The sequence below is a fragment of the Enterobacter cloacae complex sp. 372C4 genome (genome assembly GCF_050030615.1).
Taxonomy (GTDB): Bacteria; Pseudomonadota; Gammaproteobacteria; order Enterobacterales; family Enterobacteriaceae; genus Enterobacter; species Enterobacter intestinihominis.
Map to the genome: position 1 here is coordinate 2,862,308 of NZ_JBLGUQ010000001.1, position 18,744 is coordinate 2,881,051.

General features: G+C 53.4%; 16 protein-coding genes. All 16 read left to right on the forward strand.

The genetic code is table 11. The features are described from left to right. The first annotated feature begins 263 nt into the window (after positions 1 to 263). The 16 genes from rpsB (at position 264) to dnaE (ending at position 18,738) form a co-directional block, all read left to right on the forward strand. Positions 264 to 989 carry a 30S ribosomal protein S2 gene (gene rpsB, locus ACQG11_RS13700; RefSeq protein WP_022647105.1) on the forward strand — a complete coding sequence of 242 codons (726 nt, stop codon included), beginning with the start codon at positions 264 to 266 and terminating at the stop codon, positions 987 to 989. Positions 990 to 1,106: 117 nt separating this feature from the next. Continuing rightward, complete coding sequence (tsf, locus tag ACQG11_RS13705) at positions 1,107 to 1,958, forward strand: translation elongation factor Ts (protein ID WP_015572722.1); 852 nt, start codon at positions 1,107 to 1,109, stop codon at positions 1,956 to 1,958. Between the two features lie 149 nt (positions 1,959 to 2,107). Then, the gene (gene pyrH, locus ACQG11_RS13710; RefSeq protein ID WP_008501910.1) at positions 2,108 to 2,833 is read left to right on the forward strand and encodes a UMP kinase; all 726 of its coding nucleotides are present in this window, start codon (positions 2,108 to 2,110) and stop codon (positions 2,831 to 2,833) included. 167 nt (positions 2,834 to 3,000) lie between these two features. Further along, positions 3,001 to 3,558, forward strand: a complete 558-nt coding sequence (gene frr / locus ACQG11_RS13715; protein WP_003856180.1) for a ribosome recycling factor — start codon at positions 3,001 to 3,003, stop codon at positions 3,556 to 3,558. A 92-nt stretch (positions 3,559 to 3,650) separates the two neighbouring features. Beyond that, a complete protein-coding gene (gene ispC / locus ACQG11_RS13720) occupies positions 3,651 to 4,850 on the forward strand; it encodes a 1-deoxy-D-xylulose-5-phosphate reductoisomerase (protein ID WP_023299367.1) in 1,200 nt (399 codons plus the stop codon). Between the two features lie 185 nt (positions 4,851 to 5,035). After that, a complete protein-coding gene (gene ispU, locus ACQG11_RS13725; RefSeq protein ID WP_003856176.1) occupies positions 5,036 to 5,794 on the forward strand; it encodes a (2E,6E)-farnesyl-diphosphate-specific ditrans,polycis-undecaprenyl-diphosphate synthase in 759 nt (252 codons plus the stop codon). Between the two features lie 12 nt (positions 5,795 to 5,806). Then, positions 5,807 to 6,664 (forward strand): phosphatidate cytidylyltransferase, encoded by an 858-nt coding sequence (gene cdsA / locus ACQG11_RS13730; protein WP_003856175.1) that lies wholly within the window; start codon positions 5,807 to 5,809, stop codon positions 6,662 to 6,664. An 11-nt stretch (positions 6,665 to 6,675) separates the two neighbouring features. Next, on the forward strand, positions 6,676 to 8,028 hold the full coding sequence (gene rseP, locus ACQG11_RS13735; protein WP_022647108.1) for a sigma E protease regulator RseP: 1,353 nt from the start codon (positions 6,676 to 6,678) through the stop codon (positions 8,026 to 8,028). A gap of 31 nt (positions 8,029 to 8,059) precedes the next feature. Further along, positions 8,060 to 10,477 (forward strand): outer membrane protein assembly factor BamA, encoded by a 2,418-nt coding sequence (bamA, locus tag ACQG11_RS13740; protein ID WP_022647109.1) that lies wholly within the window; start codon positions 8,060 to 8,062, stop codon positions 10,475 to 10,477. A gap of 123 nt (positions 10,478 to 10,600) precedes the next feature. Further along, positions 10,601 to 11,095 (forward strand): molecular chaperone Skp, encoded by a 495-nt coding sequence (skp, locus tag ACQG11_RS13745; RefSeq protein WP_006810039.1) that lies wholly within the window; start codon positions 10,601 to 10,603, stop codon positions 11,093 to 11,095. Positions 11,096 to 11,098: 3 nt separating this feature from the next. Beyond that, complete coding sequence (gene lpxD, locus ACQG11_RS13750) at positions 11,099 to 12,124, forward strand: UDP-3-O-(3-hydroxymyristoyl)glucosamine N-acyltransferase (protein ID WP_426728436.1); 1,026 nt, start codon at positions 11,099 to 11,101, stop codon at positions 12,122 to 12,124. A 104-nt stretch (positions 12,125 to 12,228) separates the two neighbouring features. Then, positions 12,229 to 12,684, forward strand: coding sequence for a 3-hydroxyacyl-ACP dehydratase FabZ (gene fabZ / locus ACQG11_RS13755; protein WP_003856165.1), 456 nt, complete (start codon positions 12,229 to 12,231; stop codon positions 12,682 to 12,684). A gap of 3 nt (positions 12,685 to 12,687) precedes the next feature. Continuing rightward, complete coding sequence (gene lpxA, locus ACQG11_RS13760) at positions 12,688 to 13,476, forward strand: acyl-ACP--UDP-N-acetylglucosamine O-acyltransferase (RefSeq protein ID WP_003856164.1); 789 nt, start codon at positions 12,688 to 12,690, stop codon at positions 13,474 to 13,476. Then, positions 13,476 to 14,624: a lipid-A-disaccharide synthase gene (lpxB, locus tag ACQG11_RS13765; protein ID WP_023305467.1), complete on the forward strand. Its 1,149-nt coding sequence runs from the start codon at positions 13,476 to 13,478 to the stop codon at positions 14,622 to 14,624. The genes lpxA and lpxB overlap by 1 nt, the downstream gene beginning before the upstream one ends. Then, the gene (rnhB, locus tag ACQG11_RS13770) at positions 14,621 to 15,217 is read left to right on the forward strand and encodes a ribonuclease HII (protein WP_180243829.1); all 597 of its coding nucleotides are present in this window, start codon (positions 14,621 to 14,623) and stop codon (positions 15,215 to 15,217) included. Before lpxB ends, rnhB begins: the two co-directional genes overlap by 4 nt. 38 nt (positions 15,218 to 15,255) lie before the next feature. Next, entirely contained in the window at positions 15,256 to 18,738 is a 3,483-nt protein-coding gene (gene dnaE, locus ACQG11_RS13775; RefSeq protein WP_023305469.1) for a DNA polymerase III subunit alpha, read from the forward strand. The last annotated feature ends 6 nt before the right edge of the window (positions 18,739 to 18,744 follow it).

The following is an 18,744-nucleotide window of genomic DNA, read 5'->3' on the forward strand; positions in this document are numbered from 1 at the left end:
TATCAGTCAGGCGCACCCCGTGCCAAATTGAGAATCATTAACAGCACACTCCGCCAACAATTATTGGTTTCTGGCCGTGTTTTGTGATATAAAGCGCGCCGGACTTCCGATCCATCTCAGATACACAGGCTGGACGGGAGCGACAAATCTCACTTTGTGTAACAACACACACGTATCGGCACATATTCCGGGGTGCCCTTCGGGGTCGGTAATATGGGATACGTGGAGGCATAACCCCAACTTTCAATATAGAGGTTTTAAACATGGCAACTGTTTCCATGCGCGACATGCTCAAGGCTGGTGTTCACTTCGGTCACCAGACCCGTTACTGGAACCCGAAAATGAAGCCTTTCATCTTCGGCGCACGTAACAAAGTTCACATCATCAACCTTGAGAAGACTGTACCAATGTTCAACGAAGCCCTGGCTGAGCTGAGCAAGATCTCTTCCCGTAAAGGTAAGATTCTGTTCGTTGGTACTAAGCGCGCTGCAAGCGAAGCTGTGAAAGATGCTGCTAACAGCTGCGACCAGTTCTTCGTGAACCATCGCTGGTTGGGCGGCATGCTGACCAACTGGAAAACTGTTCGTCAGTCCATCAAGCGCCTGAAAGATCTGGAAACCCAGTCTCAGGACGGTACTTTCGATAAGCTGACTAAGAAAGAAGCGCTGATGCGCACTCGTGAACTGGACAAGCTGGAAAACAGCCTGGGCGGTATCAAAGATATGGGCGGCCTGCCAGACGCGCTGTTCGTAATCGATGCAGACCACGAGCACATCGCAATCAAAGAAGCTAACAACCTGGGTATCCCGGTATTCGCTATCGTTGATACCAACTCCGATCCGGACGGTGTTGACTTCGTTATCCCGGGTAACGACGACGCAATCCGTGCTGTTAGCCTGTACCTGAGCGCTGTAGCTGCTACCGTTCGTGAAGGCCGTTCCCAGGATCTGGCTTCTCAGGCGGAAGAAAGCTTCGTAGAAGCTGAATAATAAGGTTTTACCCCTTATTAGTACCGTGTATGAATAGGGGCCCATTATCGGCCCCTTTTTTCAATTTATACTGTTTGGCTCCCGGCCGGGCAGTTCACATCTCCCGAGGATTTAAGAATGGCTGAAATTACCGCATCCCTGGTAAAAGAGCTGCGTGAGCGTACTGGCGCAGGCATGATGGATTGCAAAAAAGCGCTGACCGAAGCGAACGGCGACATCGAGCTGGCAATCGAAAACATGCGTAAATCCGGTGCGATCAAAGCAGCTAAGAAAGCAGGCAACGTTGCTGCTGACGGCGTGATCATCACCAAAATCGACGGCAACTACGGCATCATTCTGGAAGTTAACTGCCAGACTGACTTCGTTGCTAAAGATGCTGGTTTCCAGGCATTTGCTAACAAAGTTCTGGACGCAGCGGTTGCAGGCAAAATCACTGACGTTGAAGTGCTGAAAGCACAGTTCGAAGAAGAGCGTGTTGCGCTGGTTGCTAAAATCGGTGAGAACATCAACATCCGTCGCGTATCTTCCCTGGAAGGCGATGTTCTGGGCTCTTACCAGCACGGCGCGCGTATCGGTGTTCTGGTTGCGGCTAAAGGCGCTGACGAAGAGCTGGTTAAACAGCTGGCAATGCACATCGCTGCAAGCAAACCAGAATTCGTTAAGCCAGAAGACGTGTCTGCTGAAGTGGTAGAGAAAGAGTACCAGGTTCAGCTGGACATCGCGATGCAGTCTGGTAAGCCAAAAGAAATCGCAGAGAAAATGGTTGAAGGCCGCATGAAGAAATTCACCGGCGAAGTTTCTCTGACTGGCCAGCCTTTCGTAATGGATCCAAGCAAGTCTGTTGCTCAGCTGCTGAAAGAGCACAACGCTGACGTGACTGGCTTCATCCGCTTCGAAGTGGGCGAAGGCATCGAGAAAGTTGAGACTGACTTCGCAGCAGAAGTTGCTGCCATGTCCAAGCAGTCTTAATGATTGAAAAGGAGCCGCCTGAGGGCGGCTTCTTTTTGTCACCCGTCTCACGAAATCAGACAGGCTCCAGTATCGCTGTGCTGATTTGCGACATATCATGTCGCCAGAATTAACCCCATCTTAATCGTTGACAGTCTCAGGAAAGAAACATGGCTACCAATGCAAAACCCGTGTACAAACGCATTCTGCTTAAGCTGAGTGGCGAAGCGCTGCAAGGATCGGAAGGCTTCGGTATTGACGCAAGCATCCTTGATCGCATGGCACAGGAAATCAAAGAACTGGTCGAACTGGGTATTCAGGTTGGCGTGGTCATTGGCGGTGGCAACCTTTTCCGTGGTGCTGGTCTGGCGAAAGCGGGGATGAACCGCGTAGTGGGCGACCACATGGGGATGCTGGCAACCGTGATGAATGGCCTGGCGATGCGTGATGCGCTTCATCGCGCCTATGTGAACGCTCGCCTGATGTCCGCTATTCCTTTGAATGGCGTATGCGATAACTACAGCTGGGCAGAGGCTATCAGCCTGCTGCGCAACAACCGCGTGGTGATCCTCTCCGCCGGTACGGGTAACCCGTTCTTTACCACCGATTCCGCAGCCTGCCTGCGCGGTATCGAAATCGAAGCCGATGTGGTGCTGAAAGCGACCAAAGTAGATGGCGTGTTTACTGCCGACCCGGCAAAAGATCCTTCAGCGACCATGTACGATCAGCTGAGCTACAGCGAAGTGCTGGATAAAGAGCTGAAAGTGATGGATCTTGCCGCCTTCACGCTGGCTCGCGACCATAAACTGCCGATCCGTGTTTTCAACATGAACAAACCTGGCGCGCTGCGTCGCGTCGTGATGGGCGAAAAAGAAGGCACTTTGATCACGGAATAATTTCCGTCGGCGATAAATACAGGTAAGATTCCGCTTTACTTTGTAGTGGTATCTTACCTGGACGCGCCTTTGGCGCTGTCATGAATTAAACGCGACTATACTTAGCACACCTGTAGCGCTGTGCTGGCGGATAGTCTGCCTGAGACAAGTTTTCAAGGATTCGTATCGTGATTAACGACATCAGAAAAGATGCTGAAGTACGCATGGACAAATGCGTAGAAGCGTTCAAAAACCAAATCAGCAAAATCCGTACTGGCCGTGCTTCCCCAAGCCTGCTGGATGGCATCATCGTAGAATACTACGGTACGCCTACGCCACTGCGTCAGCTGGCGAGCGTGACGGTAGAAGATACCCGTACCCTGAAAATCAACGTGTTCGATCGCTCAATGAGCCCGGCCGTTGAAAAAGCGATCATGGCATCTGACCTGGGTCTGAACCCAAGCTCAGCGGGCGCGGATATTCGCGTTCCACTGCCTCCGCTGACGGAAGAGCGTCGTAAAGATCTGATCAAAGTCGTTCGCGGTGAAGCAGAGCAGGGTCGCGTTTCCGTGCGTAACGTGCGTCGCGATGCGAACGATAAAGTGAAAGCCCTGCTGAAAGAAAAAGAGATCAGCGAAGATGACGATCGTCGTTCTCAGGACGACATTCAGAAAATGACCGACGCGGCGATCAAGAAAATTGATGCGGCGCTGGCAGAAAAAGAAGCGGAACTGATGCAGTTCTGATTTTCGCTATACACTGATAAACGCCGTTCAGAAGGACATTGAGTCTTGCTGGCGGCGTTTTGCTTTTATCTGGTCTAACTTTTGGGCATCTCATGAAGCATCTCACTCTCCTCGGCTCGACCGGCTCTATCGGTTGCAGCACTCTCGACGTCGTACGTCATAATCCCGACAGCTACACCGTGACCGCACTTGTGGCCGGAAAGAACGTGCAGCGAATGGTCGAACAGTGCATGGAGTTTACCCCTCGTTTTGCGGTGATGGATGATGAAGAGAGCGCCCGCCAGGTGAAAGCGCTGTTGCAGGAGAAGGGCTGTCGTACCGAAGTGCTCAGCGGGCAACAGGCGGCTTGCGATATGGCCTCGCTTGATGAAGTTGATCAGGTAATGGCGGCAATCGTCGGGGCGGCGGGTCTTCTGCCGACGCTTGCCGCTATTGATGCGGGAAAAGATGTTCTGCTTGCAAATAAAGAGTCGCTGGTCACCTGCGGACGCCTCTTTATGGAGGCGGTAAAACAGCGTGGGGCGCGTCTTTTGCCGGTCGATAGCGAGCACAACGCGATTTTTCAGAGTTTACCCCAACCTTTTCAACAAAACCTGGGGTACGCTGACCTGGAGCAGAATGGCGTTGTGTCGATTCTGCTTACCGGGTCTGGTGGCCCGTTCCGTGAAACGCCACTGTCTGAATTGAGCGCAATGACGCCGGATCAGGCGTGTCGTCATCCGAATTGGTCAATGGGGCGTAAGATCTCCGTCGATTCGGCCACCATGATGAATAAAGGTCTGGAATACATTGAAGCTCGCTGGCTGTTCAATGCGTCGGCGAAACAGATGGAAGTGCTGATCCACCCGCAGTCGGTGATTCACTCGATGGTGCGCTATCAGGACGGCAGCGTGCTGGCCCAGTTGGGCGAGCCGGATATGCGTACGCCTATTGCTCATACGATGGCGTGGCCAAACCGCGTAAAATCGGGCGTTAAGCCTCTCGATTTTTGCAAGCTGAGTTCACTGACGTTTAGCGAGCCTGATTACGACCGTTATCCCTGCCTGAAACTGGCGATGACGGCCTTCGATCAGGGGCAGGCGGCGACAACGGCGCTTAATGCAGCCAATGAAGTGACCGTTGAAGCATTCCTGAATCAGCAGATCCGCTTTACTGATATCGCCGCGTTGAATTTATCCGTGCTGGAGATGATGGATTTGCGTGAGCCGCAGAGTGTGGAAGAGGTGCTGGCCGTGGATGAACAGGCACGTATTGTTGCGCGTAAACAGGTGACACGTCTCGCAAGCTGGTGATAAAGCAAGCACTAGTCGTCGTGCTATTTGTTAGCGTTGGGCTTCAGTGATATAGTCTGCGCCACCTGATCGCAGGTATTTGGTTTTAAGTGGTCAGGTAAGCCGTGGTATGACACGGCTTTTTTATGTATAGGCTTCAGTATTCCTGTGTACCGTTAAATCCTTTCAGGGACTAAAAACGCGTTATGTTGTCTGCGAATCAACCAATAAGCGAAAACTTGCCAGCACATGGCTGTCGCCATGTTGCAATCATCATGGATGGCAATGGCCGCTGGGCGAAAAGACAAGGGAAGATACGAGCCTTTGGGCATAAAGCCGGGGCGAAATCTGTTCGCCGCGCCGTTTCTTTTGCCGCCAATAACGGCATTGATGCGTTAACGCTCTATGCTTTTAGCAGTGAAAACTGGAATCGACCTGCGCAAGAAGTGACTGCGTTGATGGAACTGTTCGTGTGGGCGCTCGATAGTGAAGTAAAAAGCCTGCACCGCCACAACGTCCGCTTGCGTATTATTGGCGAAACCAGTCGTTTTAACTCACGTTTGCAGGAACGGATTCGCAAAGCTGAAGCGCTGACGGAAAATAATACCGGCCTGACGCTCAATATCGCGGCGAATTACGGTGGACGCTGGGATATTATCCAGGGGGTTCGGCATTTGGCTGAGCAGGTTCAGGAAGGGCTGTTAAGACCCGACCAGATTGATGAAGAGGCGCTGAGTCAGCAAATCTGCATGAATGAACTGGCTCCCGTGGATTTGGTTATAAGGACAGGGGGGGAGCATCGCATAAGTAACTTTTTGCTGTGGCAAATTGCCTACGCTGAACTTTACTTTACGGATGTTCTTTGGCCAGATTTTGATGAACAAGACTTTGAAGGTGCGCTGCATGCCTTTGCCAATCGAGAGCGTCGTTTCGGCGGCACCGAGCCTGGTGGCGATAACGCCTGATGGGGGTAGCTTTTGCTGAAGTATCGCCTGATTTCCGCTTTTGTATTAATACCCGTCGTTATCGCAGCGCTGTTTTTACTGCCTCCGGTGGGATTCGCTATTGTTACGTTGGTGGTGTGTATGCTCGCCGCGTGGGAATGGGGGCAGCTTAGCGGCTTTACCTCGCGCACTCAGCGGGTATGGCTGGCGGTACTCTGTGGTTTTTTACTGGCCCTGATGCTGTATACCTTGCCTGAATATCATCACGATGTTCACCAGCCGCTGGTTGCCGGATCCTTATGGATATCGCTGGCCTGGTGGATTGCTGCGCTTGTTTTAGTGCTTTTCTACCCGGGCTCTGCGGCGATCTGGCGTAACTCTAAAGTGTTGCGCCTTATTTTTGGTCTGCTCACGATTGTTCCGTTCTTCTGGGGTATGGTTGCGCTGCGCGCCTGGCACTATGACGAAAACCACTACAGCGGCGCAATATGGCTGCTTTATGTGATGATTCTCGTCTGGGGGGCTGACTCCGGAGCCTATATGTTTGGTAAACTGTTTGGCAAACATAAACTGGCGCCAAAGGTTTCTCCGGGCAAAACCTGGCAAGGCTTCATCGGCGGCCTGTTTACGGCAGCGATTATCTCCTGGGGCTATGGCGTCTGGGCGAATCTTGAGGTTGCCCCCTCCACGCTGCTGGTATGTTCGATTTTCGCGGCGCTGGCATCGGTACTGGGTGATTTAACCGAGAGCATGTTTAAGCGTGAAGCAGGGATTAAGGACAGTGGTCACCTGATTCCAGGACATGGCGGAATACTGGATCGCATTGACAGCCTTACCGCGGCTGTTCCCGTATTTGCTTGCCTGCTTTTACTGGTGTTTGGGACGATATAACGGAAGGTTTTATGCTGAGCATTCTCTGGAATCTGGCGGCGTTCATTGTTGCATTGGGTGTACTGATTACCGTGCATGAATTTGGCCATTTCTGGGTTGCCCGGCGCTGTGGTGTGCGGGTAGAGCGATTCTCGATTGGCTTTGGCAAATCGCTCTGGAAGCGCACCGATAAGCATGGCACCGAGTTTGTCATTGCTCTGATCCCCCTGGGCGGCTATGTCAAAATGCTCGACGAACGCGTTGAGCCTGTCGCCCCGGAACTTCGACATAGCGCGTTCAACAATAAAACTGTTGGCCAACGTGCTGCCATCATCGCTGCCGGACCGGTAGCCAATTTCATCTTCGCTATCTTCGCCTACTGGCTGGTGTTTATTATCGGCGTGCCTGGCGTACGCCCGGTTGTGGGTGAAATCACCACGGGTTCCATTGCGGCAACGGCGCAAATTACACCGGGAATGGAACTTAAAGCGATTGATGGTATCGAAACCCCTGATTGGGATGCCGTGAGGTTACAACTGGTTGCGAAAATCGGTGATGAGCAGACAACCGTCAGCGTATCGCCTTTTGGTTCCGACCAGCGGCAGGAAAAAGTGCTGGATTTACGCCACTGGCGCTTTGAGCCAGACAAAGAGGATCCAGTCGCTACATTGGGGATTCGCCCGCGCAGCGCGCAGATCGAGCCGGTGTTAGCCGAAGTACAGTCTAATTCGGCAGCGAGTAAAGCAGGTTTACAAGCGGGTGACAGGATCGTTAAAGTCGATGGTCAGCCATTAACACAATGGATGACCTTTGTTACTCTGGTGCGCGATAATCCAGGCAAGCCGCTCGCGCTGGAAGTGGAAAGGCAGGGGAGTTCGCTCTCACTGACCCTCACCCCGGATACCAAATCGGGCGGCGGTAAGGCAGAAGGGTTTGCCGGCGTTGTGCCGAAAGTGATCCCACTGCCAGATGAGTACAAGACAATACGCCAGTATGGGCCGTTTAGCGCCATCGTTGAGGCCACGGATAAAACATGGCAGCTGATGAAGCTTACGGTCAACATGTTGGGGAAATTGATAACCGGTGATGTGAAACTGAACAACCTCAGTGGGCCAATTTCGATTGCTCAGGGGGCTGGGATGTCAGCGGAGTTCGGGGTGATTTACTATCTCATGTTCCTTGCGCTGATTAGCGTGAACCTGGGGATAATCAACCTGTTCCCGCTTCCCGTATTAGATGGGGGCCATCTGCTGTTTTTAGCGATTGAAAAGCTAAAAGGCGGACCGGTATCCGAGCGAGTTCAAGACTTTAGTTATCGCATTGGCTCGATTTTGCTGGTGCTGTTAATGGGGCTTGCACTTTTCAATGATTTCTCTCGGTTGTAAGAGAGTTAGTTAGGAAGAACGCATAATAACGATGGCGATGAAAAAGTTGCTCATAGCGTCGCTGCTGTTTAGCAGCGCGACCGTATACGGTGCTGACGGGTTCGTAGTGAAAGATATTCATTTCGAAGGCCTTCAGCGTGTCGCCGTTGGTGCGGCCCTCCTCAGTATGCCTGTGCGCCCCGGCGATACGGTTAATGATGAAGATATCAGTAACACCATCCGTGCTCTGTTTGCCACTGGCAACTTTGAGGACGTCCGCGTCCTGCGCGATGGTGATACGCTGGTGGTTCAGGTAAAAGAACGTCCAACGATTGCCAGCATCACTTTCTCCGGCAACAAGTCGGTGAAAGATGACATGCTCAAGCAGAACCTTGAGGCATCGGGTGTTCGTGTGGGGGAATCTCTGGACCGCACAACCCTTGCAGACATTGAAAAAGGTCTGGAAGATTTCTATTACAGCGTCGGTAAATACAGCGCGAGCGTTAAAGCGGTTGTTACACCGCTGCCACGTAACCGTGTTGACCTGAAACTGGTCTTCCAGGAAGGTGTTTCTGCGAAGATCCAGCAGATCAACATTGTGGGTAACCACGCGTTCAGCACCGACGAATTGATCTCCAACTTCCAACTGCGTGACGAAGTGCCGTGGTGGAACGTGGTAGGCGATCGTAAATACCAGAAACAGAAACTGGCGGGTGACCTTGAAACCCTGCGCAGCTACTATCTGGATCGCGGTTACGCCCGTTTCAACATCGATTCAACTCAGGTGAGTCTGACTCCGGACAAGAAAGGTATCTACATTACCGTTAACATCACAGAAGGCGATAAATACACGCTTTCAGGTGTTGAAGTCAGCGGCAACCTGGCAGGACATTCTGCTGAAATTGAATCTCTGACCAAAATTCAGCCGGGCGATCTTTATAGCGGATCTAAAGTCACCAAAATGGAAGACAGCATTAAGAAGCTGCTCGGCCGTTATGGTTATGCGTATCCGCGTGTGCAAACGCAGCCGGAAATTAACGACGCGGATAAGACTGTTAAGCTTCACGTTAACGTTGATGCGGGCAACCGTTTCTACGTGCGTAAAATCCGCTTCGAAGGTAACGATACCTCTAAAGACTCCGTTCTGCGCCGTGAAATGCGCCAGATGGAAGGGGCATGGCTGGGAAGCGATCTGGTCGACCAGGGTAAAGAGCGTCTGAACCGTCTGGGCTACTTCGAAACGGTCGATACCGATACTCAGCGTGTACCAGGTCGTCCGGATCAGGTGGATGTTGTTTATAAAGTTAAAGAACGTAATACCGGTAGTTTCAACTTCGGTATTGGTTACGGTACTGAAAGTGGCGTGAGCTTCCAGGTCGGCGTTCAGCAGGATAACTGGCTGGGTACGGGTTACTCTGTCGGTATCAACGGGACGAAAAACGACTACCAGACCTACTCTGAGTTCTCCGTTACCAACCCATACTTCACCGTGGACGGTGTAAGCCTGGGTGGTCGTATCTTCTATAACGACTTTAAAGCGGACGACGCGGACCTCTCCTCGTATACCAACAAGAGTTACGGTCTGGATGGTACGCTCGGCTTCCCGGTTAACGAATACAACACCCTGCGTGCAGGTTTAGGGTACGTGCATAACGACCTGTCTAACATGCAACCGCAGGTGGCGATGTGGCGTTACCTGGACTCCATCGGTCAGTCTGCAAGTACGTCCAGCGATGACAACGGTTTCGCCGCGGATGACTTCACCTTCAACTACGGTTGGACCTACAACCGTCTTGACCGTGGCTACTTCCCGACGGAAGGTTCACGCGTTAACCTGAACGGTAAGGTGACGATCCCGGGCTCGGATAACGAGTTCTACAAGGTCACGCTGGATACGGCGTCCTACTTCCCAATTGATGACGACCACAAGTGGGTCGTACTGGGTCGTACCCGCTGGGGCTATGGTGACGGTATCGGAAGCAAAGAGCTGCCGTTCTATGAGAACTTCTACGCCGGTGGTTCAAGCACCGTTCGTGGCTTCCAGTCCAATAACATTGGTCCGAAAGCGGTTTACTACGGCGGTAATGACGAAGATAACTGCGCAAGCCGCGATTCAAAACAAGTCTGTAGCTCTGATGATGCGGTAGGCGGTAACGCCATGGCCGTGGCGAGCCTCGAGTTCATCACGCCGACGCCGTTTATCAGTGATAAGTACGCGAACTCTGTCCGTACCTCCTTCTTTATGGATGCAGGTACGGTGTGGGATACCAACTGGGAGAATACCGCCCAGATGCGTGCAGCGGGCGTTCCGGACTACAGCGATCCGGGCAACATTCGCATGTCCGCAGGTATCGCATTACAATGGATGTCACCGCTGGGGCCGTTGGTCTTCTCCTACGCCCAGCCGTTCAAGAAATACGATGGAGACAAAGCGGAGCAGTTCCAGTTTAACATTGGTAAAACCTGGTAATAATCCGCTGCAATGGAATGCGTTGGCAGTGTAGCGCTGACAACCGGCGATCGGTAAAACGGTCGCCTTGCCACGCAAAGAACGGCACCCCTCGGGTGCCAATGGGATGGTAAGGAGTTAATTGTGAAAAAGTGGTTATTAGCTGCAGGTCTCGGTTTAGCGATGGCAACTTCTGCTCAGGCAGCGGACAAAATTGCAATCGTCAACATGGGTAATTTGTTCCAGCAGGTTGCACAGAAAACGGGCGTTTCTGCAACGCTGGAAAACGAATTCAAAGGCCGTGCGAGCGAACTGCAACGTATGGAAGGTGATCTTCAGTCCAAGATGCAGCGTTTACAGCGTGATGGTTCTACCATGAAAGCGAGCGAGCGCAGCAAACTGGAAAAAGACGTCATGTCTCAGCGCCAGACCTTCTCTCAGAAAGCGCAGGCTTTCGAGCAGGATCGTCAGCGTCGTTCTAACGAAGAGCGTGGCAAGCTGGTGACGCGTATTCAGTCTGCCGTTAAAGCAGTAGCAGCCGATCAGAGCATCGATCTGGTTGTTGATGCGAACGCCGTTGCATTCAACAGCAGCGATGTTAAAGACATCACCGCTGATGTTCTGAAACAGGTTAAATAAGTAATGCCTTCAATTCGACTGGCTGATTTAGCTCAGCAGTTGGATGCAGAATTACACGGTGATGGCGATATCGTCATCACCGCTGTTGCGTCCATGCAATCTGCTAAAGCAGGCACTATTACCTTCATGGTAAGCCCTAAGTACCGTGAACACCTGGCTCAGTGCCAGGCGTCTGCCGTTGTTCTGACGCAGGACGATCTTCCGTTTGCCACTAACGCTGCACTGGTAGTGAAAAATCCCTACCTGATCTATGCACGCATGGCCCAAATTCTTGATACCACGCCGCAGCCGGCGCAGAACATTGCAGCCAGCGCTGCGATTGATCCAACGGCTCAGCTGGGTAACAACGTGGCAGTCGGCGCAAACGCCGTTATCGAATCCGGCGTTGTGCTGGGTGATAACGTGGTGATTGGGCCAGGCTGCTTTGTTGGAAAAAATACGAAAATTGGCGCAGGGACTCGTCTGTGGGCCAATGTTTCTGTCTACCATGAGGTTGAGATTGGCGAGAATTGCCTCGTACAGTCCAGCACGGTGATTGGTTCTGACGGATTCGGTTACGCCAACGATCGGGGTAACTGGGTTAAGATCCCGCAGCTGGGTCGCGTGATTATCGGCGATCGCGTTGAGATCGGCGCTTGCACAACCATTGACCGTGGTGCACTTGACGACACCATTATTGGTAACGGTGTTATCATAGACAACCAGTGCCAGATTGCACATAACGTTGTGATTGGCGACAATACCGCAGTTGCGGGTGGTGTTATCATGGCAGGCAGCCTGAAAATAGGCCGTTACTGCATGATAGGCGGTGCCAGCGTGATCAATGGCCATATGGAAATATGCGACAAAGTCACGGTGACGGGGATGGGTATGGTGATGCGTCCTATCACTGAGCCCGGCGTTTATTCCTCCGGTATCCCGCTGCAACCGAACAAGGTATGGCGTAAAACAGCTGCACTGGTGATGAATATTGATGATATGAGCAAGCGACTCAAAGCGATTGAGCGCAAAATCGATCAACAAGACTAAGCGTTCATCCGTTTAACGCTAAATTTCCCGGCCTGTCGGCTTTGTTTATAAACCGGCAGGCCGTGTTATTATTGCTACTTAGTACATTTGACAGGAAGAGTATTTTGACTACTGACACTCATACTCTGCATATTGAAGAGATTTTAGAACTTCTGCCGCACCGCTACCCGTTTTTACTGGTAGACCGTGTGCTGGATTTTGAAGAAGGTCGTTTTCTGCGCGCAGTGAAAAATGTCTCCGTTAACGAGCCATTCTTCCAGGGGCACTTCCCTGGTAAACCTATCTTCCCGGGTGTGTTGATCCTGGAAGCGATGGCACAGGCTACCGGTATTCTGGCGTTTAAAAGCGTAGGTAAACTGGAGCCGGGTGAACTCTATTACTTCGCGGGTATCGATGAAGCGCGCTTCAAGCGTCCGGTCGTGCCTGGTGATCAAATGATCATGGAAGTCACTTTTGAAAAAACGCGTCGCGGCCTGACTCGCTTCAAAGGCGTAGCTATGGTTGACGGCAAAGTTGTTTGCGAAGCGACAATGATGTGTGCGCGTAGCCGGGAGGCCTGATACGTGATTGATAAATCCGCCTTTATTCATCCTACCGCCATTGTGGAAACGGGTGCCATCATTGGCGCAAACGTCCACATTGGCCCGTTTTGTATTGTTGGACCCCATGTCGAAATTGGTGAGGGTACAGTACTGAAATCTCATGTTGTCGTGAATGGTCATACCACCATTGGCTGCAACAATGAGATCTATCAGTTCGCCTCCATCGGCGAAGTTAACCAGGATCTTAAGTATGCTGGCGAACCGACCCGCGTGGAAATCGGCGATCGTAACCGCATTCGCGAAAGCGTCACCATTCATCGTGGTACAACGCAAGGCGGTGGATTGACGAAGGTGGGCAGCGACAACCTGTTTATGGTTAATGCGCATATTGCGCACGACTGTACCGTGGGTAGCCGCTGTATTCTCGCCAACAACGCAACGCTGGCGGGGCACGTATCGGTCGATGATTTCGCAATTATTGGCGGCATGACCGCAGTCCATCAGTTCTGCATCATCGGTGCACACGTGATGGTCGGCGGGTGCTCCGGTGTGGCGCAGGACGTCCCACCGTTTGTGATTGCGCAGGGCAACCATGCCACGCCGTTTGGCGTGAACATTGAAGGCCTTAAGCGTCGTGGCTTTAGCCGCGAAGCGATTACCGCGATCCGCAACGCGTACAAATTGCTGTACCGTAGCGGTAAAACGCTGGAAGAGGCGAAGCCGGAAATTGCCGAGCTGGCGAATAAGCACCCTGAAGTGAAAACGTTCATGGAATTCTTTGAACGTTCAACCCGTGGTCTGATTCGTTAATGGTCGACAGTCGTCCGCTTACTATCGCCCTGGTCGCCGGAGAAACCTCCGGCGATATTCTAGGTGCAGGTCTTATCCGCGCGCTTAAAGCCCGTGTACCTAATGCCCGCTTTGTGGGCGTGGCTGGGCCGCTGATGCAGGCCGAAGGCTGTGAAGCCTGGTATGAAATGGAAGAGCTGGCTGTGATGGGCATCGTCGAGGTGCTGGGCCGCCTGCGTCGCCTGCTGCATATTCGCGCCGATCTTACCCGCCGCTTTACCGACCTCAAGCCCGATGTCTTTGTCGGCATTGATGCACCTGATTTCAATATTACCCTTGAAGGGAACCTGAAAAAGCAGGGGATCAAAACTATCCATTACGTCAGCCCGTCCGTGTGGGCGTGGCGACAGAAACGCGTTTTCAAAATCGGACGGTCGACCAATCTGGTGCTGGCTTTTCTGCCTTTCGAAAAAGCGTTTTACGACAGGTTTAATGTCCCGTGCCGTTTTATCGGTCATACCATGGCGGATGCCATGCCGCTGGACCCTGATAAAAATGCGGCGCGTGACGAACTGGGCATCCCGCATGATGTGCACTGTCTGGCGCTGCTGCCAGGGAGCCGGGGTGCGGAAGTTGAAATGCTAAGTGCCGATTTCCTGAAAACGGCGCAAATTCTCCGCAAGACGTACCCAGACCTTGAAGTGGTCGTGCCGCTGGTGAATGCCAAACGCCGCGAGCAGTTTGAGCGTATCAAAGCCGAGGTTGCCCCGGATCTTCACGTCCGCCTGCTGGACGGGAAAGGGCGGCAAGCTATGTTTGCGAGCGATGCCGCACTGCTGGCTTCCGGCACGGCTGCGCTGGAGTGTATGCTGGCAAAATGCCCAATGGTGGTCGGTTATCGCATGAAACCGTTTACCTTCTGGCTGGCAAAACGTCTGGTAAAAACAGACTACGTATCCCTGCCAAACCTGCTTGCAGGTCGCGAGCTGGTGAAAGAACTCTTGCAGGATGAATGCCAGCCGCAGGCACTGGCTGATGCATTACTGCCGCTGCTGGCCAACGGTAAAACCAGCCACCAGATGCATGATACTTTCCGTGAACTGCATCAACTGATCCGCTGTAATGCTGATGAGCAGGCGGCCGATGCGGTGCTGGAGTTAGCACAATGATGGAATTTATTTATCCCCATACCCACCTCGTTGCCGGTGTGGATGAAGTCGGTCGTGGTCCGTTAGTGGGTGCCGTTGTGACCGCGGCGGTGATCCTCGATCCAGCCCGCCCAATCCCTGGCCTGAACGACTCGAAAAAACTGAGCGAAAAGCGCCGCCTGGCGCTGTTCGATGAAATTAAAGAGAAGGCGCTGGCCTGGAGTCTCGGGCGCGCAGAGCCGGATGAGATCGACGATCTGAACATTCTGCACGCCACCATGCTGGCGATGCAGCGTGCCGTTGCTGGCCTGAAGATTGTGCCTGAGTATGTGCTGATCGACGGTAACCGTTGCCCGGCGCTGCCGATGCCTTCAATGGCTGTTGTTAAAGGCGATAGCCGCGTCGCGGAAATCAGTGCGGCGTCAATCATTGCCAAAGTGACGCGCGATGCCGAAATGGCCGCGCTGGACCTCACTTATCCCGTGTATGGTTTCGCCCAGCACAAGGGATATCCAACGGCTTTCCATCTGGAAAAGCTGGCTGAACATGGCGCAACTGAACATCATCGGCGCAGCTTTGGCCCGGTGAAACGCGCGCTGGGACTGGTGTCCTGAATCAAGACGCAAGCAATTAAGTAACGCGGGATCTGAAGATGGCTGAACCACGTTTCGTACACCTGCGGGTGCATAGCGACTACTCCATGATCGATGGGCTGGCAAAGACCGGGCCGCTGGTAAAGAAGGCGGCCTCGCTTGGCATGCCTGCGCTGGCGATCACCGATTTTACCAACCTGTGTGGCCTGGTGAAGTTCTACGGAACGGCGCATGGCGCAGGATTAAAGCCCATCGTCGGCGCGGATTTCCACGTGCAGAGCGACCTGCTCGGCGATGAGATGACGCAAATTTCCGTGTTAGCCATGAATAACACGGGCTATCAGAACCTCACTCTGCTGATCTCAAAAGCCTACCAGCGCGGCTACGGCGCGCTGGGTCCATGGATTGACCGCGACTGGCTGGCGGAGCTGAACGAAGGTCTGCTGCTGATCTCCGGTGGCCGTATGGGTGATGTCGGCAAATGTCTGCTGCGCGGGAACAACGTGCTGGTGGATCAGTGCGTCTCGTTCTACGAAGAGTATTTCCCGGATCGCTATTACCTGGAGCTAATCCGTACCGGGCGTGCGGATGAAGAGAGCTATCTGCATGCGGCCGTCGCCCTGGCGGAAGCGCGTGGCCTGCCTGTGGTAGCCACCAACGATGTGCGCTTTCTTGAGCCGGGCGATTTTGACGCGCATGAAATTCGCGTCGCTATCCACGACGGCTTCACCCTCGACGATCCGAAACGTCCTCGCAACTACTCATCGCAGCAGTACATGCGCAGCGAAGAGGAAATGTGTGAGCTCTTCTCCGACATCCCGGAAGCGCTGGAAAACAGCGTAGAGATTGCCAAGCGCTGCAACGTCACCGTGCGTCTCGGCGAATATTTCCTGCCGCAGTTCCCGACGGGCGACATGACCACGGAAGATTTCCTGGTCATGAAATCGAAAGAGGGCCTTGAAGAGCGTCTGGAATTCCTCTTCCCGGATGAAGCGGTCCGTAAAGAGAAGCGTCCTGAATATGACGAGCGTCTGGATATTGAACTCCAGGTAATCAATCAGATGGGGTTCCCTGGCTACTTCCTGATCGTAATGGAGTTCATCCAGTGGTCGAAGGATAACGGCGTACCGGTTGGCCCGGGCCGTGGTTCAGGTGCCGGCTCGCTGGTGGCGTATGCGCTGAAAATCACCGACCTCGATCCGCTGGAATTCGACCTGCTGTTCGAACGTTTCCTTAACCCGGAACGTGTCTCCATGCCCGACTTCGACGTCGACTTCTGCATGGAAAAACGCGACCAGGTGATTGAGCACGTGGCCGATATGTACGGTCGTGATGCGGTTTCACAGATCATTACCTTCGGTACGATGGCGGCGAAAGCGGTTATCCGCGACGTGGGCCGCGTTCTGGGCCACCCCTACGGTTTTGTCGATCGAATCTCTAAGCTGGTGCCGCCCGATCCGGGCATGACCCTGGCGAAAGCCTTTGAAGCTGAACCTCAGCTGCCGGAAATCTACGAAGCCGACGAAGAGGTGAAAGCGCTGATCGACATGGCGCGCAAGCTGGAGGGCGTCACGCGTAACGCCGGTAAGCATGCGGGGGGCGTGGTTATTGCCCCGACCAAAATCACCGACTTCGCGCCGCTGTACTGCGATGAAGCGGGCCAGCATCCGGTCACCCAGTTCGACAAGAACGACGTTGAATACGCCGGGCTTGTGAAGTTCGACTTCCTTGGTTTGCGTACGCTGACCATCATCAACTGGGCGCTGGAGATGATCAACGCCCGCCGTGAGAAGAACGGCGAGCCGCCGCTGGATATCGCGGCTATCCCGCTTGATGACAAGAAAAGTTTCGACATGCTGCAACGCTCCGAGACGACAGCCGTCTTCCAGCTTGAATCCCGCGGCATGAAAGATTTGATTAAGCGTCTGCAACCAGACTGCTTCGAAGATATGATCGCGCTGGTGGCTCTGTTCCGTCCGGGCCCGTTGCAGTCGGGGATGGTAGATAACTTTATCGACCGTAAGCACGGGCGCGAAGAGATTTCCTATCCGGATGTGCAGTGGCAGCATGAAAGCCTGAAGCCGGTACTGGAGCCAACCTACGGCATCATCCTGTATCAGGAACAGGTCATGCAGATCGCCCAGGTGCTTTCTGGTTACACCCTTGGCGGCGCAGATATGTTGCGTCGTGCGATGGGTAAGAAAAAGCCGGAAGAGATGGCCAAGCAGCGTTCTATCTTTGAAGATGGGGCGAAGAAAAACGGCGTCGATGGCGAACTGGCGATGAAAATCTTCGACCTGGTGGAGAAATTCGCCGGGTACGGATTTAACAAATCCCACTCCGCCGCTTATGCTTTGGTGTCGTATCAAACGCTGTGGCTCAAGGCCCACTATCCCGCTGAGTTTATGGCGGCGGTAATGACCGCCGATATGGACAACACCGAAAAGGTGGTTGGCCTGGTGGACGAGTGCTGGCGCATGGGGCTGAAGATCCTGCCGCCGGATATTAACTCTGGCCTGTACCATTTCCACGTCAACGATGACGGGGAAATCGTCTATGGGATCGGCGCGATCAAGGGCGTGGGTGAGGGGCCGATCGAGGCGATCATCGAAGCGCGTAACAACGGCGGCTATTTCCGCGAGCTGTTCGACCTGTGCGCCCGCACCGATACCAAAAAACTGAACCGCCGCGTGCTGGAAAAACTGATCATGTCCGGTGCGTTTGACCGGCTGGGGCCACACCGCGCCGCGCTGATGAACTCGCTCGGCGATGCGCTGAAAGCGGCCGATCAGCATGCTAAAGCGGAAGCCATTGGCCAGGCGGATATGTTCGGCGTGCTGGCGGAAGAGCCAGAGCAGATCGAGCAGTCGTATTCCAACTGCCAGCCCTGGCCAGAACAGGTGGTGCTGGATGGGGAGCGTGAGACGTTAGGCCTGTACCTGACGGGACACCCGATCAACCAGTATCTGAAAGAAATTGAGCGCTATGTCGGCGGCCACAGGCTTAAAGACATGCATCCGACAGAACGTGGTAAAATCACCACGGCTGCGGGGCTCGTGATTGCTGCAAGGGTAATGGTCACCAAGCGCGGCAATCGTATCGGCATCTGTACCCTGGATGACCGTTCCGGGCGTCTGGAGGTGATGTTGTTCACCGACGCGCTGGATAAATACCAGCAATTGCTGGAAAAAGACCGCATACTTATCGTCAGCGGACAGGTCAGCTTTGATGACTTCAGCGGGGGGCTTAAAATGACCGCCCGCGAAGTGATGGACATTGACGAAGCCCGGGAAAAATATGCTCGCGGGCTTGCTATCTCGCTGACGGACAGGCAAATTGATGACCAGCTTTTAAACCGACTCCGTCAGTCTCTGGAACCCCACCGCTCGGGGACCATTCCAGTACATCTCTACTATCAGAGGGCGGATGCACGTGCGCGGTTGCGCTTTGGTGCAACGTGGCGTGTCTCTCCGAGCGATCGTTTACTGAACGATCTCCGTGGCCTCATTGGTTCGGAGCAGGTGGAACTGGAGTTTGACTAATACAGG